This window comes from Polaribacter sp. Z022 (genome assembly GCF_023555495.1).
GTDB lineage: Bacteria > Bacteroidota > Bacteroidia > Flavobacteriales > Flavobacteriaceae > Polaribacter.
In genome coordinates, this window is the sequence record NZ_JALCZO010000002.1 from 83,748 (window position 1) to 106,941 (window position 23,194).

A 23,194-nucleotide genomic window follows, 5' to 3' on the forward strand; every position below is an offset into this window, starting at 1 on the left:
TTTTACATCATAATAATATGAAAGAAATAAAAAAAATAGCAGTTATGACTTCTGGGGGAGATGCCCCTGGAATGAATGCCGCAATTAGAGCTGTAGTTAGGTCTTGTGCTTATTATAGTTTAGGTTGTGTAGGTATATATAGAGGTTATGAAGGTCTTATAGAAAATGATCTTGTAGATCTAAGCGCTAGAAGCGTACATAATATTGTTAACAAAGGAGGTACAGTTTTAAAATCGGCAAGATCTAAAGAATTTAGAACAGCTGAAGGAAGACAAAAAGCTTACGAAAATTTACAAGAAAGAGAAGTAGATGCTCTTGTTGTTATTGGAGGAGATGGTTCTTTTACTGGAGCTGTAAAATTTAATGAAGAATTTAATTTCCCCGTAATTGGAATTCCAGGAACTATTGATAATGATATTTTTGGAACATCTCATACATTAGGATATGATACTGCATTAAATACTGCAGTAGAAGCTATCGATAAAATTAGAGATACTGCTTCTTCTCACAATAGATTATTCTTTGTTGAGGTTATGGGACGTGATGCTGGTTTTATTGCATTAAATGCTGGTGTAGGTGCAGGTGCAGAAGAAATTTTAATTCCTGAAGAAGATTTAGGTTTAGATAGAATGCTAGAATCTTTAGAAAGAAGTAGAAGAGCTGGTAAATCATCTAGTATTGTAGTTGTTGCTGAAGGTGATAAATCTGGAAAAAACGTTTATGAATTAGCTAAATATGTAGAAGAAAATTTACCAGAATATGATGTTAGGGTAAGTATTTTAGGACATATGCAAAGAGGAGGTTCTCCTTCTTGTTTTGATAGAGTTTTAGCAAGTAGATTAGGTGTAAAAGCAGTAGAGTTACTTTTAGATGGTAAAACAAATCTAATGGTAGGTTTAAAAGATAATATAGTTATCAGTACAGATATAAAAGAAGCAATTTCTGGAGGTCACTCTATAAATTACGAGCTTTTAAGAGTTTCTGATATTATAACAACATAAAAAATAAATAAATAAAGATTAGTAAAATGATTAAAGTAGGAATTAACGGATTTGGAAGAATTGGAAGATTAGCTTTCAGACAAACAGTTTTAAGAGATAACGTACAAGTAGTAGCTATTAATGATTTATTAGATGTAGATTATTTAGCATACATGTTAAAATATGATTCAGTTCATGGTGCTTTTGATGGTACTGTTGATGTAAAAGATGGTAAATTAGTTGTTAACGGAAACGAAATTAGAATTACTGCAGAAAGAAATCCTGCTGATTTAAAATGGGATGAAGTTGGTGCTGAGTATGTAATCGAATCTACAGGTTTTTTCTTAACAGAAGAAACTGCAGGGAAACACTTAGAAGCTGGTGCAAAGAAAGTAGTATTATCTGCTCCTTCTAAAGACCATACTCCAATGTTTGTAATGGGTGTAAACAACACTGAATTAAAAGCAGACCAAAAGATTTTTTCTAATGCATCTTGTACTACAAACTGTTTATCTCCAATTGCAAAAGTATTAAATGACAACTGGGGTATTTCAGAAGGTTTAATGACAACTGTACACGCTGCAACTGCAACTCAAAAAACTGTTGATGGTCCTTCTATGAAAGACTGGAGAGGTGGACGTTCTGCAATCGGAAACGTAATTCCTTCTTCTACAGGAGCTGCAAAAGCTGTTGGAAAAGTAATTCCAGCTTTAAACGGAAAATTAACAGGTATGGCTTTTAGAATCCCTACTATGGATGTTTCTGTGGTTGATTTAACTGTAAAGTTAGACAAACCAGCTACTTATGCTGAAATTTGTGCAGCAATGAAATCTGCTTCAGAAAGTGGACCAATGGCAGGAGTTTTAGGATATACTGAAGATTTAGTAGTTTCTCAAGATTTTGTTGGAGATACTCGTACTTCTATCTTTGATGCTGGTGCAGGAATCGCTTTAAACGATAACTTTGTAAAAGTTGTTTCTTGGTATGATAACGAAATGGGTTACTCAACTAAGATTGTAGATTTAATTGAATATGCAGATACTTTATAGTATTTAGTTTATATAAAATTAAAAACCTGATAGTTTTGCTATCAGGTTTTTTTTATGATTAAAAAGTAAGTAAATATATTATTTTACAGCAATAGCACTAATTTCTACATTTACAAACTTAGGCAAGTTTGCTACTTCTACAGTTTCTCTTGCAGGTGCAGTTTCTTCATTAAAATAACTACCATATATTTTATTTATTTCTCCAAAATTATTCATGTCAGAAATAAATATTGATGTTTTAATTACGTTTTCAAAAGTCATATCTGCAGCAGCTAAAACTTCTTTTAGGTTTTCCATAACTTGTATGGTTTCTTCTTTAAGAGAGTCTAAAACAAGTTCTCCATTTTCTGGATTAATTGCTATTTGACCAGAAGTATATAACGTGTTTCCTGTTAAAACTGCTTGGTTATAAGGCCCAATTGGAGCTGGCGCTTTTGTTGTTGTTATTATTTTTTTCATTTAAAAAGGTTATTTAAAAATTCTATTATAATATTTATTTGGTTGTCATAATTATAAATTATAAACCCAAGAAAAGCAAGACCAACTGATAATAGAAAATATCCATCAAAAATTGTTTTTTTACTATTCTCAAGAATAATGTCAATTTTCTTATTTTCATCAACCTTGTAAATTATATCAATAGAAAATGGTGGATTTCTTTTGGGTTTTTTAGTAATACCAAATTCAATTTCCTTTTCTATTTCACTACCATTTTTATCTTTAAAATTTACTGTATAATAATAAGTAGTTGAACTTACATCGTCTTCATCCATTTGATGGCTTATTTCTTCTCTTATTTTTATAACTTTAGCTTGTTTTCTTATTCCTTTTTTTTTACATTATAAATTTTATCAAGATTTATAATTGCTTTATAAATCATATAAAAACTAAATATAGTTGTAAGAATAAAGTTTAAAACGCTCATATTAAAACAACACTCTATCTGGTGGTTTGTTTTTATCCCATTTTAAATCTGATAACATAGAAGATTTTACACCGATAAAAAATGTATAAGAAGAGTTTGTACCAAATGGGACCCAATTAAAATTGAATTGCCAACTATCTAAATCTCTTGTAAAATTAAATCGAGAAAAAGTAAAAGCACCACCTTTTACGTCATAACCAGAAGAGTAGCCCATTTTCCATTTAGGAGAAAGTTCTAAATTTCCGCTAAACATTATACTATGTATACCAACTGTTCCTGGGTCTACACCATTATTGGTGTAACTAGCAGAATATGCTAAATTTATAGACCAAGGTATATCTGAGTTGTATAATTTGGCTTTTTTATTTTGGTCTTCTTTATTTGTATTTATTCCTTGTCTTTGCCCAAAACTATCTGTAGGATTTATATCTGCACCAATTACATCAACACCTCCTTGTGCACCATTACCATTACTTTTATTAGCCTTTCCTTTATTTCCTTTTTCAAAATCTTTACTAGAAATAGAATAATTGGCTGTTAAACTAGCATTGGTTAATCTAAATATATTAGCATTAAATTCATTTATTCTAACACCAGAGCTATTTACTTTATAAGGGTCCATAGAACCGCTTAAATTAACAGCTAATTTATCTTTAAATAATCTGGTTCCTGCAGAAAAACTAACAGGAGACCAACGTAAACTATCTGCAGCAATATTATAAGAACTGCTAAAGTTTAAATTGTTTAAAATAGTTATTTTTTCATCTTCTTGTTCATCATCATCAGGGTCTTTAGGAGCTATTTTTGCTTCTAAAACATTGTTTAAATTAATACCTATAGAATTGCTTAAACCAGAAGATGGTGCACCATAAATACCTTGATCAAAAACAGTATAATCTAACAAATCTGTAGCGTCTGCACTTTGTTGCACTTGTTTAATGTGTTTGTCTTTAAAATCTGGTCTGTAAGAGTAGGAAATAGAAGGTCTAAAAGTGTGTCTAATTGTTTTTAATCTTCCTTTTTTAAAATTAAAAGTACCATAAATATTGGTAGATAAACTTAAACCTGCATTGTATTCTCTATAACTTTTAAAACCTCTTAAGGTATCTGTTACAACTACATTGTCTGTAATGTCATAATTCTTTTGAATATAATCAAATTGCCAAGTTTCTTCATAATTTACACTAGGTGATAAAGTAAAGTATCTAAAAGCTTTTATGTTAGTATTTGTACCTGTTTTATGTTGCATTCCAGACCTTGCAGTTTCAAACATTTTACTTGTAAAAAACTCATCATCTGTAGTGTTTATTAAATACTGACCCTGCATTGTATAATTAAATCCCATTTTTTGTATTGGGGTTTTTTGCACACCATCTTTTCCTGCAAAAGGGTAAACTCTATTCATATTTACAGTTAATGATGGTAAAGTCATTGTTATTTTTTCTGTATTTGTATTTTGTTGATGTGAAGCAGTTAGGTTCATGTTAAATGGTGTACCAACAAAAGTTTTGCTATAATTTATAGAAGAATTAAATGTGTTAGTTTGTGTTTGAGAAACGTTAAATTGATTTAAAGATTCTCTAAAAAACTTACTGCTTCCTAAATTTACAGAGGCAGAAAACCTAGAATTTGGACTTGCTTTTGAATCTTGACTATGAGTCCATCTTATGTTAAAATTATTAGATTTACTATAATCATCAAAACCTCTAATACCAGAAATTGTGTTTTCAAAATTTAAACTAAAAGCACCATTAAAACGATATCTTTTTCTGTAGTTAGAACTTAATCTCATACCCCAACTTCCATTAGAGTAGGCATCACCTTGTACAGTTAAATCCATATAGTCGTTTATAGCAAAATAATATCCACCATTTGTAAAACCTATACCTCTAGAACTACTTCCTGTATCAAAGGCAGGAATTAAAAAACCAGATACACTCGTTTCTGTAATTGGAAAATATGCAAAAGGAATAAATAATGGAGTGGGTATGTCTGCTAACACTAAATTACTAGTACCCACAATAATTTTTTTACCAGGAACAAGTTTGGCTTTATCTGTAGCTATATAATAATCTGGAACTTTCTTTTCGGAAGTTGTAAACTTAATTTTTCTAATATAAATTGTAGAGTCATTTACACGTTTAGTTTTATCTCCGTAAGTAAACATTTCTCCTTGTTTTGTTTTTAAACCATAAATTAAAGCGCGTTTACTTTTAAAATTGTAAATCATAGAATCTTGTTCAGATTCTTGGTTTCCTTGTTTAAAAACCGGACGTTGAACGTAACCTGTACTATCAATTATTCCTTTAGCAAAAAGTGTGTTTTTTTTATAATCTACAATAATTATACCTGCCTTTAAGTCTATATCTGTATAAGTAATGTTAGCTTCATTATATAATGTTACAGTTTTATCTTTAGCATTTTGTATAGTGTAGTCTTTTGCAACATGCACTATAATGTCTTCAATAGTTTCTTGGGGTTTAAGTGTATCTAAACCTATAGTGTCTTTTTTTTGTAAAATTAGAGAATCTTTTTTGCTATTAAAAAGAGTATCTATTTGTTTTAAAATAGTAGAGTCTTTTTTAATAGTGTTTTTAATAGGCTTTATTTTTTGAGAAAACCCAATTTCTATAAAAAAAATGCTACAAAATAAAAGAATGTATGATAGGTTTGTTTGCAATGCTATAAATACTATTTTTGTATAATGGTTAAAAATATGGCTCAATATTTGAAGCACCAAATTTAAGATGCCAAAATTAGTTAAATTTTATTGATGCGATTTCAAGAAAACAACAAAATTAATACCAAAATTAGAATTATTTTAATTTTATGCTGTGCATTCTCTTTTTTGATGAATTCACCATCAATTTTTGCTCAAAAAAAATATGTAATTGTTCTTGATGCAGGCCATGGTGGAAAAGACCCTGGTAATTTAGGAAACGGTTACAGAGAGAAAAATATTGCTTTAAAAGTAGCTTTAGTTGTTGGAAAAAAACTATCAAAAAATAAAGATATTAAAGTTCTATTTACAAGAAAAAAAGATGTTTTTATAGATTTGTGGAAAAGAGGAGACATTGCAAATAATGCCAAAGCAGATTTATTTGTTTCAATTCATTGCGATTCTCATACTTCAAATGCTTATGGTGCAGGTACTTTTGTATTAGGTTTAAGAGGTAATAAAAAGAATTTAGAAATAGCTAAAAGAGAAAATGCTTCTATTTTTTACGAAGATAATTATGAAAATAAATATAAAGGATTCGATTCTAATTCTGCAGAATCTGTTATAGGTTTATCTTTAATGCAAGAAGAAAACTTAGATAAAAGTTTAGCAATTGCAAGTTTAATTCAAACTAATTTTACCAAAAAACTTAAAAGATTAGACAGAAAAGTAAAACAAGATAATTTTCAGGTTTTAAGAGAAACAATTATGCCAAGTGTTTTGGTAGAATTAGGTTTTTTAACCAATAAAAAAGAAGGAAGGTTTTTGAACTCTAAAAAAGGACAAGAACAAATGGGGCAAGCTATTACAGATGCAGTTTTAAAATATGTTAACAATTTAAAATTAAATACAGTAACCACAAATAAAGTTGTAAAAGAACCTATAGAGTTTAAAGTTCAAATTGCTTCTGGAAAAAATAAAATTGCTACAAAATCATACAACTTTAAAGGTTTAAAAAATGTTGAAAGAGTTGCAGTTGGTAAGTTTTTTAAGTATTACTATGGTAATAATACAAATTTAGAAAACGTAAAAAAATCTTTAAAAACGGCTAAATCAAAAGGTTATACTTCAGCTTTTATAGTAGCTTTTAAAAACGGTAAAAAATTATCTATTAAGGAAGCTGTTAAAATGCAATAGATTTGGTAGTGTCAACCAAAAATTATTAGTAATATTGTTATTAAATTTTTATTCATGTCTAAAGAAGTAAAAACAGGAATTGTTGCTATAGTTGTAATTGCCATATTTATATGGGGTTATAATTTTTTAAAAGGCCAAAATTTGTTTGACACAAATTCACGCCACTTTGATGTAGAGTATAGTAATATAGCAGGATTAAGTACTTCTAGCTTAGTTACAATTAATGGTTTAAAAGTAGGTAAGGTAACCAGTATAGAGTTTAACCAAGATATAGCAAAAAAAGGGCATTTAGTGGTTAGTTTTGTTGTTGATAATGATTTTACTTTTTCTAAAAAAAGTGTAGTTAAAATTTATTCTCCAAGCCCATTGGGTGGTTCAAATTTAGCAATTATACCAGATTATGATGGTGAAGATGCAGTTTCTGGTGATGTTTTAAAAGGTGAAATTGAATCGAGCTTATTTACTTCAATTGGAGAAAAATTAGATCCCTTACAATCAAAATTAGAACATGTAATTGTAAGTGCAGACTCTTTATTTAAAAATATTAATAACGTTTTAGATGTTAAAACTCAAAATAGTTTAAAAACATCTGTAAAAACTTTAGAGGTTACTTTAAACGAAGTCAAAAAAACAATGCTATCTATTAATGGATTTATAGATTCTACATCTGTAGATTTAAAAGAAAGTTTAAAAAACACAAAGTTAATAACAGAGAATTTCTCTAAAGTTTCAGATACTATAGCAAACGCTAATATTGGTGAGATTATGAGAAAAGCAGAAATGACTCTTAGTTCTGCAAATTCACTTTTAGAAGGAATTCATTCTGGTAAAGGAACTTTAGGTTTATTAGCAACAGATGACAAATTGTACAACAACATTACTACAATGTCTAAAGAGCTAGAAAACTTACTTAGAGAAATGAAATTAAACCCAAAACGTTTTGTACATTTCTCTCTATTTGGTAAAAGAGCAAAATCTTATACACCAAAAAAAGAAACAGAATAAGAAGTACTTTAATCATTTAATTTTTAAATAAAATGCAATACTTACCAAATATATTATTTGCCATAGTTTTAGTATTAGGTATCGGTTTTTTTACGATGAATATTCGTAAAATTATTAGAAACATTAAATTAGGTAAAGATGTAGACAGATCAGATAAAAAACAAGAAAGATTAAAGAATATGATAATGATTGCTCTTGGGCAATCTAAAATGGTAAAAAGACCATTATCTGGGTTTTTACATATTGTAGTTTATATAGGTTTTATCATTATAAATATTGAAGTTTTAGAAATTATTATTGATGGTTTGTTTGGTACACATAGAGTTTTTCTAGGTGTTTTAGGCGAAGATTTTTACGGTTTTTTAATAGGAACATTCGAAATTTTAGCAGCATTAGTTTTTATAGCTGTAGTTATTTTTTGGTTAAGAAGAAACGTATCTAATATTAAAAGATTCTTAAGCAAAGAAATGAAAGGGTGGCCTAAAAATGATGGTAACTACATTCTTTATTTCGAAATGGTTTTAATGACATTATTCTTGGTAATGAATGCTACAGATGTTAGTTTTCAGCAAGCAGGAATAGGAAACTCTATAAGTCAGTTTATAGTACCACTTTTTGATGGCTTTTCACCAGAATCACTTCATACTATAGAAAGAAGCGCTTGGTGGATTCATATTTTAGGAATTTTAGTTTTCTTAAACTATTTATACTACTCTAAGCATTTACATATTTTATTAGCTTTTCCAAATACATATTATGCAAATCTTAATCCTAAAGGGCAATTCAATAATTTAGAATCAGTTACAAATGAAGTAAAATTAATGATGGATCCAGATGCAGACCCTTATGCAATGCCTGCAGAAGGAGAAGAAGAAGCTGTTCCAGAAAAATTTGGTGCTTCTGATGTTGCAGATTTAAATTGGGTTCAGTTAATGAATTCTTATACATGTACAGAATGTGGTAGATGTACATCATCTTGTCCTGCAAACTTAACAGGTAAAGAATTGTCTCCAAGAAATATCATGATGAAAACTCGTGATCGTTTAGAAGAAGTAGGAAGAAATATAGATGAAAACAAAGGGACTTTTGTAGATGATGGTAAGCAATTACTAAACGATTATATTTCTCCAGAAGAATTATGGGCATGTACAAGTTGTAATGCATGTGTAGAAGAATGTCCTGTAAATATAGATCCATTATCTATTATTATGGATATGAGAAGATATTTAGTAATGGAAGAAAGTGCAGCACCTCAAGAATTAAATATGATGATGACTAACATCGAAAATAATGGTGCTCCTTGGCAATACAATCAACAAGATAGATTGAATTGGGCAAATGAAGAATAATCAATTTTTTAATTAACAATTATTAATTACGAATTCAATTCATAATTCATAATTTAAAATTTATAATTTATGAACGTACCAACAATGGCAGATTTGATGGCTCAAGGTAAACAACCAGAGGTGTTGTTTTGGGTTGGAGCAGCTGGAAGTTATGATGATAGAGCAAAAAAAATATCGAGAGCTTTTGTAAAAATATTACATCAAGCAAATGTAGATTTCGCAGTTTTAGGAACTGAAGAATCTTCTACTGGTGATGCTGCAAAAAGAGCAGGAAATGAGTTTTTATTTCAAATGCAAGCTATGATGAATATTGAGGTTCTTAATGGTTACGAAATAAAAAAAATTGTTACTTGTGATCCACATTCATTTAATACTTTAAAAAATGAATATCCTTCTTTAGGAGGTAAATATGAAGTTTTACACCACACACAATTTATACAAAACTTAATTACAGAAGGACGTTTAAAAATTGATAACGCTATTTTAAAAGGAAAAAGAGTTACTTTTCATGATCCTTGTTATTTAGGTAGAGCAAATGATGTTTATGAATCTCCAAGAGAATTAATAAAAAGATTGGGTGTTAATTTAACAGAAATGAAACGCAATAAATCTACAGCTTTATGTTGTGGAGCTGGAGGTGCACAAATGTTTAAAGATGCAGAAAAAGGTGATAAAGAAATTAATGTTTTAAGAACAGAAGATGCTTTAGAAACTAAACCAAATATTATAGCAACTGGTTGTCCTTATTGTAATACAATGATGACAGATGGTATAAAGTTTAAAGAAAAAGAAGCAGAAGTTTTGGTAAAAGATATTGCAGAGTTAATTGCGGAAGCTAATAAATTATAAAAAGAAAAATGAAAAAGAATTTTTTAATATTAATATTTTTTTTGGGATCTTTTAATGTTTTTACTCAAGGTAAAACAACAATAGATAAAATAGGAAAAGAAACTTGTAAATATTTTCAAAAAAATAAAAAAGAACTAGAGAGTTTATCTAAAAATGAAAGAATTGCTAAACTAGGAATTAAAATGCTATCATTATACGATAAATATAAAGTGGATTTAAAAGCTGAAGGTATAGAAGTAGATATAAGTGATGATACATCAACAGAAGCATTTGGCCAAAAGGTTGGTATATCTATGGCAAATCATTGTTTGGATCTTTTGTTACTATTATCTGAAGATTTTCCAGATAATGAAGAAGAAGTTAATTTTAATGTTGTAGGAGAATTAAAATCAATTTCTGGAGATGAGTTAAGTTATGTTTCATTAAAAGATGAAAATGGAAAAACTCAAAAATTTGTTTGGTTAAATAATTTTGAAGGTTCAGATAAATTAATTAACTCTAAAAAAAATAAAAATTTAAAAGTTAAATTATCATACATAAACGTAGAATTATATTCCCCTAAACTTAAAGAATATATTGTAAGAAAACAGATTTCAAAAATTGAGTATTTAGATTGATAATGCTTAAAAATTATATTAAAGCTGCTCGTTTAAGAACGTTACCTTTATCTGTTTCTGGTATTATTATTGGTTGTAAATTAGGTTTTGATGATGTAATGTATGCAGATAGTACAATTACTTTATGGAGAACTCCTATTTTCTGGCTAGCCATTCTAACCACAATTGGTTTTCAAGTTTTATCAAATTTTGCAAACGATTATGGTGATGGAGTTAAAGGTTCTGATAAAAATAGAACAGGAGAAGAAAGAATGGTTTCTTCTGGAGCAATTACTCCTAAGCAAATGAAATCTGCAATGATAATAACAACAATTATAACTTTAATAATTGCTTTATTATTAATTTACGTTTCTTTTGGTAAAGAAAACTTTGGGTATTCAATCTTGTTTTTTGGATTAGGAATTGCATCAATTACAGCAGCAATAAAATATACAGTTGGTAATTCTGCTTATGGTTATAGTGGTTTTGGCGATGTTTTTGTGTTCTTGTTTTTTGGGCTACTTAGTGTTGTAGGAAGTTATTTTTTATATACAAAACATATTAATTTAAAAGTTTTTCTTCCAGCAATATCTGTAGGATTGTTAAGTACTGCAGTTTTAAATTTGAATAATTTAAGAGATAGAGAAGAAGATAAAAAGAATAATAAAAACACATTAGTAGTTAAACTAGGAAATAAAAAAGCAAAAAAATATCATTATCTTTTAATTTTTGGAGCTTTAGTTTCTGCATTAATTTATTCGTTTTTAGATTTTAGAACAATTTATCAACTTATTTTTCTAGTAGCCTTTTTACCTTTATTTAAAAATGTAAAAACGGTTGCTCAAAATAAAATTCCTGCAGAATTAGATAGCGAATTAAAAAAAGTAGCCTTAAGTACTTTTTTGTTTGCAATACTTTTTGGTATAGGTCAACTTTTGTAAAATCAAAATATATAAAAAATGAAAATACAATATTTAGGTCACTCTTGTTTTTTAATTGATATTAATGGAACATCAATATTAGTAGATCCATTTATTTCAGGAAATTCTTTAGCATCTCATATAGATATCTCTACTTTAAAAGTAGACTTTATTTTAGTGACACATGCACATCAAGATCATGTTTTAGATGTTGAGTTAATAGCAGAAAGAACAAAAGCAGTTGTAGTATCTAATTACGAAATAGCGATGTATTATGGTGCAAAAGATTTAAATGTATTTGCATTAAATCATGGAGGAACATTTGTTTCAGAAAATTTTTCAGCAAAATATGTAAATGCAATTCATACTTCTTCTTTTGCAGACGGAACTTATGGAGGAGAACCAGGAGGTTTTGTAATTTCATCAAAAGAGAAAAACGTTTATATTGCTGGTGATACAGCAGTTACAATGGATATGAAATTAATTCCAATGTCAGTAAAATTAGATGTTGTTATTTTGCCAATAGGAGATACGTTTACAATGGGAGTTGATGATGCTATTATTGCTAGTAATTTAGTAGAGTGTAATAAAGTAATTGGGTGTCATTATAATACATTTCCACCAATAGAAATTGATGTTAATGAGGCCAAAACTAAATTTAATTCTAAAAATAAAGAATTAGTATTGTTAGAAATTGGAGAAAATTTAAGTATTTAAAAATGAAAACAATAAAAATAATAATAGGAATCATTTCTGCATTTGCACTTGCTTTCTTTTTAACAGGTTTAATTGTAAAAAAAACAGATTATACTGCAGAAGTTGTTGTAAATAAATCAATTGAAGAAGTTTTTAGCACATTTAATAATTCTAAGAATATAAAAAACTGGATTCCTGAAATTAAATCTATTGATGTTGTTTCTGAAAACCCAGGAAAAACAGGTAGTATTTATAAAATAGTTGTAGAAACTCAAGAAGAAGAAATTACAATGACAGAAAAAGTTTTGGCATATGTACCAAATGAAAAAGTTACTTTGTTTTTTGATGCAGAAAATATGTTAAAAAGAGATGATTATGTTTTTACATCAAAAGAAGGTGTAACAACAATTACTCTAAATTCTAGCTGCCAAAGCGATTCTTATATAATGGCTTGTATGTTTCCGTATTTTAAAGGAACATTTAGAGAGCAAGATCAATCGTATTTAAATAATTTTAAAGCATACATAGAAAAACAATAAACCTTTCTTTTGATTAAAGCTAGTTATAAAAAATACATCCTTAATTTTAAAAACCCAAGTGGAACTTCACGTGGAATTTTAAGAACCAAAGAAACTTGGTTTATTCTATTGGAAGAAAATGGTAAAATAGGTGTTGGTGAAACTGGTTTATTTAGAGGTTTAAGTATTGATGATGTTACTACATATGAAGAAAAATTGATATGGGTTTGTAATAATATAAACTTAGGTTTAGATAAATTATTATTGCAACTAGTTCAGTACCCATCTATACAATTTGGTTTAGAGCAAGCTTTTTTATCTTTAAAGAGTAAAAATAAATTTCATTTATTTCCTTCAGAATTTACTAAAGGAAACAAAGCGATTCCTATAAACGGTTTAATTTGGATGGGGGAGAAGGAGTTTATGAAAAATCAAATTAAAGAAAAATTAAACTCTGGTTTTTCTTGTATTAAGATGAAGATTGGTGCTATAGATTTTGATACTGAAATAGAACTTTTAAAATCAATTAGAAAAGAGTTTTCTTCTAAAGAAATAGAACTTAGAGTAGATGCAAATGGAGCTTTTAGTCCTAACAATGCTTTAAAAAAGTTAGAAAGGTTATCTAAATTAGATATTCATTCTATAGAGCAACCTATAAAGCAAGGTCAAATAGAGGAAATGGCTAAATTATGTGCAAAAACTCCTTTGCCAATAGCTTTAGATGAGGAGTTAATTGGTGTGTTTTCTTCTGAAGAGAAAAAGAAATTGTTAACTACAATTCAGCCTCAATATATAATTTTAAAACCAAGTTTAATAGGTGGTTTTGCAGGTAGTTTAGAATGGATTAAGTTTGCAGAAGAAATTAATGCTGATTGGTGGATAACTTCTGCCTTAGAAAGTAATGTTGGCTTAAATGCTATAGCTCAATTTACGCATACTTTGCAAAGTAATTTGCCACAAGGATTAGGTACAGGAGGTTTATTTACAAATAATTTTAAAAGTCCGCTAACCGTAAAAAACGGAACATTACAATACAACCCAGAGAAAAACTGGAATTTTAATTTAAACACATTACCTTAATAAAAATAAAGGTTTTAATAAAAAATATGAATTTTATACAGCAAGCATATAAAGGAAATAATGAGTGGTTTCATTGGGTATTAACTATTTTCATAGTTTTTATTGGTTGGCAAATTATTGGAGGATTGCCTTTAATGGCTCTGGCTTTTTCTTATTCTGCTGGTTTAGCAGAATTTACAAAAGCTGCAGAAGATAACTTTATGACTTTAGGAATTGATAAAAATCTATTTCTATTTTTTATGATTTTGATGTTCATTTTTGGATTGATAAGTTTAATAATTGGAGTAAAATATTTGCATAAAAGAACAGTTAAATCATTGGTTACAAGTAGAGAATCTATTGATTGGAATCGTTTTTTATTTGGATTTATTTCTTGGGGAATTATAGCTTCTGTTGTAATTGTTATTGGGATTTATTTAATGCCAGAAAATTACGTTTGGAACTTTAAAGCAAAACCCTTTTTTACATTATTAGCAGTATCATTTTTATTTTTACCTTTTCAAACTTCGTTTGAAGAATTGCTTTTTAGAGGTTATTTTATGCAAGGTTTAGGTATTTTAGCTAAAAACAGTTGGGTACCTTTAATTTTTACCTCAGTATGTTTTGGTTTATTGCATGGAGCAAATCCAGAGGTTGAAAAATTGGGATCCATTTCTATGGTTTTTTATATAGGTACAGGTTTGTTTTACGGTATAACAACACTTATGGACGAAGGTACAGAATTGGCACTTGGTTTGCATGCAATTAATAACATTGTAGCAGCCTTTTTTGTAACTACAAATTGGACCGTTTTTCAAACAGATGCATTGTATGTAGATACTTCAGAACCATCTGTAGGTTGGGAAATGTTTTTTCCTGTTTTAGTATTGTATCCTTTAATGTTATTTGTGTTTTCAAAAAAATATGGATGGAAAAATTGGATAGAGAAATTAACAGGAAAAATTGAAGAGCCTGTTAATTTAAAAGAAAATTATAGGATTTTATAAATTGAGCTTAGAGAAATTTCATACAGACTTTAAATTAAATGGAGTTTCATTTTCTTCTGTTGAAGAACTATTAAATTATACCAGTGGTTTTTCCGAGGAAATTTATGATTTTCTTAAAAATTGGTTTTCAAAAGAAGATTATATTTTAGTTAATACATCTGGTTCTACAGGGAAACCAAAAGAAATAAAAATACTTAAAAAGCAGATGATTAACTCTGCTTTTGCAACAGGAAGTTATTTTAAATTATTAGAGAATACAACTTCTTTACTCTGTTTGTCTGTAAATTATATTGCTGGTAAAATGATGCTTGTAAGAGCTTTGGTTTTAGGATGGAAATTAGATGTAACAAATATAAATTCTAATCCCTTAAAAGGTGTTAAGAAGAAGTTTGATTTTGTTGCAATGGTGCCTTTACAGTTAGAAAATTCATTAGAAAAATTAAATCAAATAAAGAATTTAATTGTTGGTGGAGGAGTAGTTTCAAATAAATTGCAATCTAAAATTTCAAATACCAATTGTAATGTTTTTGCAACTTATGGTATGACAGAAACTGTTACTCATATTGCCATTAAAAAATTAAACAATACTACTAATAAATTTAATTTTTATGAAACATTACCAAATGTAGAAATTTATAAGGATCATAGAAATTGTTTAGTAATAGATGCTTTTAAAGTTTCTAATAAGGTATTATTTACAAATGATATTGTAGAATTGTATTCTGATAAACAATTTAAATGGATAGGTCGTTTTGATAATATTATAAACTCTGGTACTATAAAATTATACCCTGAGTTAATAGAAGAAAAACTGTCTTTAATTATAAATAGTAGATTTTTTGTAACGGGTGTTTCTGATGAGAAGTTAGGGCAAAAATTAGTACTAATTATAGAAGGGAAAAAACAAAAAATAGATTTTTCAAAATCTAAGTTATCTAAATTTGAAATACCAAAAAATATTTATTTTATTGAAAAATTTATAGAAACGGAAACCAATAAAATTCATCGTATTAAAACATTGAATTCAATTTTAGCTTTTTTATAAATTTAAAAGATAATCTCTTAAGTCTTCATTTTCTCCAAGATTCATTTTTTTCTTAATTCTATATCTTCCTGTTTGTACAGATCTTGGATCTATTAGCAAAATTCTTGCAATTTCTTTAGTATGTAAATGTAGTTTTATAAACATACAATGTCTTAATTCTGTTTCAGTTATTTCTGGGTGTTTGGCAATTAGTTTATCATAAAAATTATCATGTACAGCATTAAAATGATTTTTTAATATATTCCATTCTTCATCTCTTTCTAAAACCTGATCAATTTGGTTAATAATACTTTTTAGAGCAGAATTTTCTGAAGTTTTTAATCCTTTTAAATCAGCTTTTATTTCTTTAAAGTATTGCTTGTTGTGTAATAAATTAGTTGACAATGATATTATTATTTTGTCTTTTACTTGATTTTCTTTATTTAAAATTTTTATTTTTTCTCTTTTTATCAAGCGCCTTTTTTTTGAGTTATCTATTATGAAATAATAACCAAATAAAGAGATAATAAATAAAACTGAAATTAATGTAACAAGAATTTTTAAATTATAATTTGTGCCTTCTAAACTTTCTTTTTGAAGTAAAACTTTTTCGTATTCAAACTTTGTATTTAAATCTTTTATTTTGTGTTCTAATTCTTCATTTGTTTTATTTTTTTTATCTAAAATTAAAGATAAAACCTCAGGATTATTATGACCAATTAATTCTAAACTAAAAATACAATCACTAGATTTTTCGTATGCTTGATGTATAGAAACACTTATAATGTTTTCTCCTTCATTAAAAATACTATAATCAAAGAAATGTTGCGTAAATTCATGTTCGGCATCATTTTTAATAGTACTCATTGCCAATGTAGTATTTGTAATTGTAGAGTTTGGCATATTGTCTTTAATAATTTCTTTACCATTTATATATACTACAGCTCCATCATCTTTTTGTATTTTAATTTCAAAACCACCATACTTTTTATTGATAAAGATTCTTTTTTTAAAATATTTTGAGATGTGTTTCTTTTCTTTATCTTCACCATAATAAAGAGTCGTATTGTTTTTTTTATCACCATAACCTAATGGAGATTTTCCGCTTTTCCAATTAGAAAAATCAGTAATGTTTATCCAATCATTTTCTAAATATCCTTTATCATAATAATGCCAAGAATCTTCATTTTTTATTAAAATTTCTTGAGAAAAAAGATTATTTGTTTGGATTGTTAAAATAAGAACAATAACAAAATTAATAAATCGTAAATCTTTCATTTAAAGTGATTAAATCTTAATTGTTGTGTAAATATAGTAGTTATATTTCTAATTTTATGCTTTTGTAGTAGATTAGTTGATTGTAATAGTAGGTCTTCATTTTGATATTGTAGTATATTTGAATTAGATTTTAAAATAATATGTAATAATATAATTGGGGGATTAACTTATTGCATTTTGAATTCTTAAAAAGAAGTCGTGGTTAATTAATCATGGCTTTTTTGTTTTTAAAAATTAGTAATTTTTTATTTGGTATTATTTTTGATATTTTTGAAGAAATTAATTCTTATGAAAAAAATAGTATTATTTTTTGTTGTTTGTTTTTTAGTTGTTTCCAATAGTAATGCTCAAGAGCAAATAGAAGAATCTGTAGAGTCTCATTCTTTAAATTGGGTAACTAATTATAAGGCAGCTTTAAAAAAGTCGAAAAAAGAAAAAAAACCTGTACTTATATATTTTACAGGTTCAGATTGGTGTGGTCCTTGTAAGGTTTTAGATAAAAACCTTTTTCATACTGATAAGTTCAAAGCAATTGCAGACAAAGATTTAATTTTATACGAAGCAGATACTCCAAGAAATAAAGATATTGTATCTCCAGAAAAACTAGAAATAACCAATGATTTAAAAAGAAAATATAAAGTACGGTCTTTTCCTACTTTGGTTTTTGTAAATCATAAGGGAAAAATGATAGGGTATAAAAAAGGTTTAATTCTTACAGAGTATTATTATCCTTTTATACAATCAGTCATTGAAAATTATTAAATAAAAAAACCGAAGCAAATTGCTTCGGTTTTTTATTATTCTAAAATGTTGAATAATTTTACTTTTGGTTAATTACTCTAAAAGTAGTTCTTCTGTTTGCTCTGTGTTCTGCTTCTGTACAAGAAACTCCATCAGCACATCTATTTGTTAATTTTGCTTCACCAAAACCATTACCTGTTAATTGGCTAGGGTTAACACCTTTAGAAATTAAATAATTAGTAACTGCTTGAGCTCTTCTTTCAGATAAATCTTGATTGTTAGCTTTAGTTCCTCTTGCATCAGTATGAGATTCAATTGCAACTGCAACTCCAGTTTTTAAGATTGGTAATAATCTTGCATCAATAATTCTTTTAGCTCCAGAAGTTAATGTAGCACTACCTAAGTTCCAAGAAATTGGTAATGGAGTGTTGTTTACTAACTCACATTCAACTTCTTTCCAAGTAGTTAAGCCACCTTTGTTTACTAAAATTTCTTTAGTTACTGTTTTGTATTTAGCAGCAACAGTAATTTCTTCTTTCCAAGCATCTTTTTTCAAAATAGTTTTTTTAATTGTTCCGTAAACTGCAGGAATTTCAACTGTTTTTGTAGTTGGAGGAGTTACCATAACTCTTTTAGTATATGTTTTTTCATATCCAGGTACTGTATTTGAAACTGTTGTTGCATCTTTATCTAATTTTGTTAAAGGAACAGTAACAAATTTAGCAGGTACTGGTTTGTAACACCAATATCTACAGTCATTTGGATCACTAGATTCACAATCAGGAGCTTTTTCACTCATTTCCCAATTTGCAGAAGCTGCTTTAGTTTCAATTGTTTCAGAATCTGGAGCAAAAGTAGCATTAATAACACTTAATTTATTTGCATCTTCTTTTGCAGTATACGTTACAGTTTTAGTTTCCCAAACTGCTGGTACAATTACTAAACGTTGACCAGCTTCTTTTACTAAAACTCTCTCTGTAATAGTTTCATATTGTGCAGGATGAGTAATGATTTTTTTGTAAGCAGGAGCTATTTCAATTGTAACATCTTCGTTTTTCCAAACTTCTGGAGTCTTACAACGTACATAACATTTACCTGGTTCTGGGTTTTCTGGTAAGTCTTGAGCAAAAGCTACAGCTCCAAACATTAAAAGAGCACCACTAAATAATAATTTTTTCATAATTAATCTGTTTTTGATTTTTTGTTCATTTATGTGACACCAACTTGTTTTAAGGGTCACATAATTTTTATCAAAAAAAGACTAGTTATGTAAATTAAATATTAATAAGGTTATAATTTGTTGTAAAATAAGCTTTTAATAATTCCGTCTGAAAGTCCAATTTTAGGAACATAAATCTTTCTAGCTCCACTCCATTTCATGGCAGATAAATAAATTTTTGTTGCAGGTATAATAACATCTGCTCTATCTGGATTTAAGCTTAATTCTGAAACTCTTTCATTATAAGACATTTGTTTCAAGAACTGATATTGAGCATTAAGATAGATGTAAGAAATTGGTTTTCCTTCTGTTCTACCAGACATTTTAAATAATTTATTGATGTTTCCACCAGAACCAATTAAAGATATTTTCTTTAAATCTTTAGTGTTTTTCTTAATCCATTTTTCAACATTTGCAAAAATTTCTTTATTTACAGATTTTTTGTTGTTTAATAAACGAACAGTACCCATTTTAAAAGATTTTGAAGCAATGATTTTTCCTTTAGAAAACACTGTAAATTCAGTACTACCACCTCCAACATCAACATATAAGTAAGAACTGTCTCCTTCAATTAAATGATTTAAATCAGTAGAAGATATGATTGCAGCTTCTTCTTTTCCGCCAATTATATCTATTTGAACACCAGTTTTATTTAAGATTTTTTCTACAACTTCATTACCGTTATTGGCTTCTCTCATAGCAGAGGTAGCACAAGCTTTGTATCTTTCTACACCATGAACATTCATTAATAGCTTAAATGCTTCAATAGCATTAATCATTCTATTAATATTTTCTTTACTAATTGTACCTTTAACAAAAGCGTCTGCTCCTAAACGAATAGGTACACGTACTAAAGATGATTTTTTAAATTGAGGCTCTTTTTCTTTTGATACAATAACATTAGAAACCAAAAGCCTTATTGCATTGGATCCAATATCTATAGCACCATATTTCTTAATTTCTAACAAACTAAATTTATTTATGATTTTTAGGGAATTCTATCATAAAGGTTTTCCCTTTTTTTATGTTTTTCCAGTGTTTTTCGTCAAATTTTATGCCAATAACTCCACAAGTAGTAACATGAGAAATAGGTTTATTACCAAATTTGTTTACAAATGTGTTAATACCATGATCGTGACTAAAAATAATAGCAGAATTAAAACCATCATCTAAAGCATTAACGGTTTTCACTAAATAACCATCACTAAAACTGTAAAGTTGTCTTTTTATTTGAAGGTTAGATAATGGGTATTCAAAATTTTCGCAAAAAATAATTGCAGTATGAAGCGCTCTATTTGCACTACTAGAAACAAAAACGTCAGGTCTGTCTATTTTCTTTGATAAGAATTTAGACATTAAATGAGAGTCTTTTATTCCTCGTTTTTTTAAAGGTCTGTCAATATCTTCAATACCAGAGTATTCCCAAGAAGATTTTGCATGTCTAACAATATATAAAGTTTTCATCCAATTTTAATTGTTGAATTGTAAATATAAAAATTTATGGCGCCAATCTTTCTATTTTCCAAGAAAAATCTTCCTCTAAATTATATCTTATTCTATCATGCATTCTATTGGGTCTCCCTTGCCAAAATTCTATAGAAATAGGTTTTACTAAATAACCTCCCCAATGTTTAGGTCTTAAAATTTCTTTGCCTTCAAATTTTTTCTCAAAGGATATTAAATTATCATCTAATTCTTTTCTAGAAGAAACTACAGAGCTTTGTTTAGAAGCCCAAGCTCCTAACTTGCTTCCATCTGGTCTTGACTCAAAATAACCGTCAGATAAATTTTCTGATAATAATTCTGCTTTTCCTTTAATAATAATTTGTTGTTCTAAAGCAGGCCAAAAGAAAGATAAACATATATTGTTATTGTTTTTAATTGCTTTTCCTTTTTCAGAATTATAGTTGGTGTAAAAAATAAATCCTTCCCAAGTATATTTTTTTAATAAAACTACTCTGCTTTTAGGGAATCCATCCAAACCTATAGATGCAATTGTCATGGCATTACTTTCATCTACCATTTCAGAATTATCTGCATTTAAAAACCAAGTTTGGAATAATTCCATTGGGTTTTCTGGACAATTACTTTCTAAAAGTTCTTGTTTTTCGTAAGATTTACGGTAGTTGCTTAGGTCTTTTGACATTTCTTTAAATAAGATTTGTTTAATTTATAGGTTTCTTATAATCATTGATATGCCAATTATATTTATAACAGCAATAAATATCCATAGTTTATATTCATAAAATTTATCATTATCTCTTACTATGGAAAAGTCTTTGTTAAATGGTTCTTCATCTATTGGTTTTAATTTGTCATAAACTAGATAAATTCCAAATGTTATTATTATGCTTCCCATAATAATTGGGTGTTCTGTAGTTAAAGTTTCAAAACCAATTAAAAAATCACTCAAGATTGAATCGTATACTTTTAAACCTCTTAATAATTGACTGATTCCTAAAAAACCAATTAGATAGGATATGGTTCTAAAATTAATTAAATATCTTAAAACTGACTCTCCTTTTAAATAAAAGATTTTATTTCTTAAATAATAAATTGCAGAAGCACTTATAATAATTAAAGCTATACCAGATTCTAATGGATAATCTTCAAAAAGAAATCCATATTGTTTGATTAAAAATTTTAATAGACTTTTCATTTCCTTTTAAACAAATATAAACCAACAAAAGTTAAAAATCCATTAAGAACTAAAACAAAAAAGCCAAAATCGAACCCTAATTTTTCTTTGCTGTAATAACTAATAAAATAGGTTAGTATTGGTGATATAATACAAATTAAAGGAACCAGTTTATCTTTAGTGTTTAATTTTGTAAACATTCCAAAAGTATACAAGCCTAAAAGCGGACCGTAAGTATAGCCAGCAAACGTAAATATTTTTGCAATTACACTTGCGTCTGCAATAAAGTATTTAAAAATAAGAATAGTTGCAACTAATATAAATGAGAAAGCAATATGAATTTTCTTTCTAGTTTTTTCTTGTAATTTTTTGTCTTTCTTTTTATCTATTTCTAAGATATCTATACTAAAAGAAGTTGTTAATGAGGTTAAAGCAGAGTCTGCACTAGAATAAGCAGCAGCAATTAAACCTAATAAGAAAAATAGTGCAGTAGCTAAACCTAAAGAACCTTTGGTTGCAATTATAGGAAACAGTTGGTCTTTGTGTGCATCAATTCCATTTTGTTGAGCATAATCTGTTAATAAAACTCCTAATGCTAAAAAGAAAAAATTTACAATTACTAAAACAATAGTAAACCAAAACATGTTTTTTTGAGCATCTTTTAGGTTTCTACAAGTTAAGTTTTTTTGCATCATATCTTGGTCTAAACCTGTCATTACAACTGCTATAAAAGCTCCAGCTAAAAATTGTTTCCAAAAATAATTTCCGGCATTAATATCATCAAAAAAGAAAGTTTTAGAAAAATTACTATCAGAAACATAAGTAAATAAATTGTCAATTTGCATTTCATCAGAAATGGTATAAATACAAACTCCAACAGCAATTAACATAAATAAAGTTTGTAAAGTATCTGTCCAAACAATTGTTTTAATACCTCCTTTAAAAGTGTAAAGCCAAATTAATAAAATAGTAATAGAAACTGTAGTCCAAAATGGAATTCCGTAATTGTCAAACAAAATAATTTGCAAAACATTGGCAACTAAAAACAATCTAAATGCTGCACCAATTGTTCTAGATAGTAAGAAAAAACTAGCTCCAGTTTTGTATGAATAATTACCAAATCTATCTTGTAAATAAGTATAGATAGAGGTTAAGTTTAATTTATAATAGAGTGGTAGTAGTACCAAACCAATGACTGCATAACCAATAACATAACCTAAAACCATCTGAAAATAACTCATACTTTGATCTTCTACCCAACCAGGGACAGAAATAAATGTTACTCCAGAAAGTGAAGCTCCAATCATACCAAAAGCAACTAAGTACCAAGGAGAAGAATTGTTAGCTCTAAAGAATGTTTTGTTGTCTGCAGATTTTCCTGTGATATAAGAAATGAATATTAAAACTGAAAAATAGGCAACAATTAATAATAATATGTATAGAGGTTTCATTGATTGAATTGAGTATTATTAAATACGAAGATAT

24 protein-coding genes are annotated in these 23,194 nt (G+C 27.7%); 14 read left to right on the top strand and 10 right to left on the bottom strand.

What is annotated here, in order from left to right:
* The first annotated feature begins 17 nt into the window (after positions 1 to 17).
* On the top strand, positions 18 to 1,001 hold the full coding sequence (gene pfkA, locus MPF13_RS04155; RefSeq protein WP_249981067.1) for a 6-phosphofructokinase: 984 nt from the start codon (positions 18 to 20) through the stop codon (positions 999 to 1,001).
* Between the two features lie 26 nt (positions 1,002 to 1,027).
* Positions 1,028 to 2,029 (top strand): type I glyceraldehyde-3-phosphate dehydrogenase, encoded by a 1,002-nt coding sequence (gene gap, locus MPF13_RS04160; RefSeq protein WP_249981068.1) that lies wholly within the window; start codon positions 1,028 to 1,030, stop codon positions 2,027 to 2,029.
* A 78-nt stretch (positions 2,030 to 2,107) separates the two neighbouring features.
* On the opposite strand, the gene MPF13_RS04165 is transcribed toward gap, so the two are convergent.
* The 3 genes from MPF13_RS04165 to MPF13_RS04175 form a co-directional block, all read right to left on the bottom strand.
* A complete protein-coding gene (locus MPF13_RS04165; protein ID WP_249981069.1) occupies positions 2,108 to 2,488 on the bottom strand; it encodes a RidA family protein in 381 nt (126 codons plus the stop codon).
* A complete protein-coding gene (locus tag MPF13_RS04170; RefSeq protein ID WP_249981070.1) occupies positions 2,485 to 2,802 on the bottom strand; it encodes a hypothetical protein in 318 nt (105 codons plus the stop codon). The genes MPF13_RS04165 and MPF13_RS04170 overlap by 4 nt, the downstream gene beginning before the upstream one ends.
* A gap of 153 nt (positions 2,803 to 2,955) precedes the next feature.
* Positions 2,956 to 5,634, bottom strand: a complete 2,679-nt coding sequence (locus tag MPF13_RS04175; protein ID WP_249981071.1) for a putative LPS assembly protein LptD — start codon at positions 5,632 to 5,634, stop codon at positions 2,956 to 2,958.
* A 93-nt stretch (positions 5,635 to 5,727) separates the two neighbouring features.
* Here MPF13_RS04175 and MPF13_RS04180 point away from each other — a divergent pair, with 93 nt between their 5' ends.
* From MPF13_RS04180 to MPF13_RS04230, 11 genes are all read left to right on the top strand, one after another.
* On the top strand, positions 5,728 to 6,810 hold the full coding sequence (locus MPF13_RS04180) for an N-acetylmuramoyl-L-alanine amidase family protein (protein WP_249981601.1): 1,083 nt from the start codon (positions 5,728 to 5,730) through the stop codon (positions 6,808 to 6,810).
* Between the two features lie 54 nt (positions 6,811 to 6,864).
* Positions 6,865 to 7,815 (top strand): MlaD family protein, encoded by a 951-nt coding sequence (locus tag MPF13_RS04185; RefSeq protein WP_249981072.1) that lies wholly within the window; start codon positions 6,865 to 6,867, stop codon positions 7,813 to 7,815.
* 32 nt (positions 7,816 to 7,847) lie between these two features.
* A complete protein-coding gene (locus tag MPF13_RS04190) occupies positions 7,848 to 9,164 on the top strand; it encodes a 4Fe-4S dicluster domain-containing protein (RefSeq protein ID WP_249981073.1) in 1,317 nt (438 codons plus the stop codon).
* 69 nt (positions 9,165 to 9,233) lie between these two features.
* Positions 9,234 to 10,013, top strand: coding sequence for a (Fe-S)-binding protein (locus tag MPF13_RS04195; RefSeq protein ID WP_249981074.1), 780 nt, complete (start codon positions 9,234 to 9,236; stop codon positions 10,011 to 10,013).
* Between the two features lie 8 nt (positions 10,014 to 10,021).
* Positions 10,022 to 10,630, top strand: a complete 609-nt coding sequence (locus MPF13_RS04200) for a hypothetical protein (protein ID WP_249981075.1) — start codon at positions 10,022 to 10,024, stop codon at positions 10,628 to 10,630.
* Positions 10,630 to 11,550, top strand: coding sequence for a 1,4-dihydroxy-2-naphthoate octaprenyltransferase (gene menA, locus MPF13_RS04205; protein ID WP_249981602.1), 921 nt, complete (start codon positions 10,630 to 10,632; stop codon positions 11,548 to 11,550). The genes MPF13_RS04200 and menA overlap by 1 nt, the downstream gene beginning before the upstream one ends.
* Positions 11,551 to 11,568: 18 nt before the next feature.
* Entirely contained in the window at positions 11,569 to 12,246 is a 678-nt protein-coding gene (locus MPF13_RS04210; RefSeq protein ID WP_249981076.1) for a metal-dependent hydrolase, read from the top strand.
* A gap of 2 nt (positions 12,247 to 12,248) precedes the next feature.
* Positions 12,249 to 12,764, top strand: a complete 516-nt coding sequence (locus MPF13_RS04215; protein ID WP_249981077.1) for an SRPBCC family protein — start codon at positions 12,249 to 12,251, stop codon at positions 12,762 to 12,764.
* Positions 12,765 to 12,773: 9 nt separating this feature from the next.
* A complete protein-coding gene (locus MPF13_RS04220; protein WP_249981078.1) occupies positions 12,774 to 13,823 on the top strand; it encodes an o-succinylbenzoate synthase in 1,050 nt (349 codons plus the stop codon).
* Positions 13,824 to 13,849: 26 nt separating this feature from the next.
* Positions 13,850 to 14,809 carry a CPBP family intramembrane glutamic endopeptidase gene (locus MPF13_RS04225; protein WP_249981079.1) on the top strand — a complete coding sequence of 320 codons (960 nt, stop codon included), beginning with the start codon at positions 13,850 to 13,852 and terminating at the stop codon, positions 14,807 to 14,809.
* Between the two features lies 1 nt (position 14,810).
* Positions 14,811 to 15,854, top strand: coding sequence for an AMP-binding protein (locus MPF13_RS04230; protein WP_249981080.1), 1,044 nt, complete (start codon positions 14,811 to 14,813; stop codon positions 15,852 to 15,854).
* Here MPF13_RS04230 and MPF13_RS04235 read toward each other — a convergent pair.
* Entirely contained in the window at positions 15,849 to 17,111 is a 1,263-nt protein-coding gene (locus tag MPF13_RS04235; protein WP_249981081.1) for a helix-turn-helix transcriptional regulator, read from the bottom strand. The genes MPF13_RS04230 and MPF13_RS04235 overlap by 6 nt on opposite strands.
* 288 nt (positions 17,112 to 17,399) lie before the next feature.
* Between MPF13_RS04235 and MPF13_RS04240 the strand changes: the two genes are divergently transcribed.
* A complete protein-coding gene (locus tag MPF13_RS04240; RefSeq protein WP_249981082.1) occupies positions 17,400 to 17,873 on the top strand; it encodes a thioredoxin family protein in 474 nt (157 codons plus the stop codon).
* A gap of 58 nt (positions 17,874 to 17,931) precedes the next feature.
* On the opposite strand, the gene MPF13_RS04245 is transcribed toward MPF13_RS04240, so the two are convergent.
* The 6 genes from MPF13_RS04245 to MPF13_RS04270 form a co-directional block, all read right to left on the bottom strand.
* Positions 17,932 to 19,032 (bottom strand): OmpA family protein, encoded by a 1,101-nt coding sequence (locus MPF13_RS04245; RefSeq protein ID WP_249981083.1) that lies wholly within the window; start codon positions 19,030 to 19,032, stop codon positions 17,932 to 17,934.
* A 110-nt stretch (positions 19,033 to 19,142) separates the two neighbouring features.
* Positions 19,143 to 20,039, bottom strand: coding sequence for a Ppx/GppA phosphatase family protein (locus MPF13_RS04250; protein ID WP_249981084.1), 897 nt, complete (start codon positions 20,037 to 20,039; stop codon positions 19,143 to 19,145).
* Positions 20,040 to 20,046: 7 nt separating this feature from the next.
* On the bottom strand, positions 20,047 to 20,535 hold the full coding sequence (locus tag MPF13_RS04255; protein WP_249981085.1) for a SixA phosphatase family protein: 489 nt from the start codon (positions 20,533 to 20,535) through the stop codon (positions 20,047 to 20,049).
* A gap of 34 nt (positions 20,536 to 20,569) precedes the next feature.
* Complete coding sequence (pdxH, locus tag MPF13_RS04260) at positions 20,570 to 21,217, bottom strand: pyridoxamine 5'-phosphate oxidase (protein ID WP_249981086.1); 648 nt, start codon at positions 21,215 to 21,217, stop codon at positions 20,570 to 20,572.
* A gap of 24 nt (positions 21,218 to 21,241) precedes the next feature.
* Positions 21,242 to 21,730, bottom strand: coding sequence for a hypothetical protein (locus MPF13_RS04265; RefSeq protein ID WP_249981087.1), 489 nt, complete (start codon positions 21,728 to 21,730; stop codon positions 21,242 to 21,244).
* Positions 21,727 to 23,160 (bottom strand): sodium:solute symporter, encoded by a 1,434-nt coding sequence (locus MPF13_RS04270; protein ID WP_249981088.1) that lies wholly within the window; start codon positions 23,158 to 23,160, stop codon positions 21,727 to 21,729. The genes MPF13_RS04265 and MPF13_RS04270 overlap by 4 nt, the downstream gene beginning before the upstream one ends.
* Positions 23,161 to 23,194 lie beyond the last annotated feature (34 nt).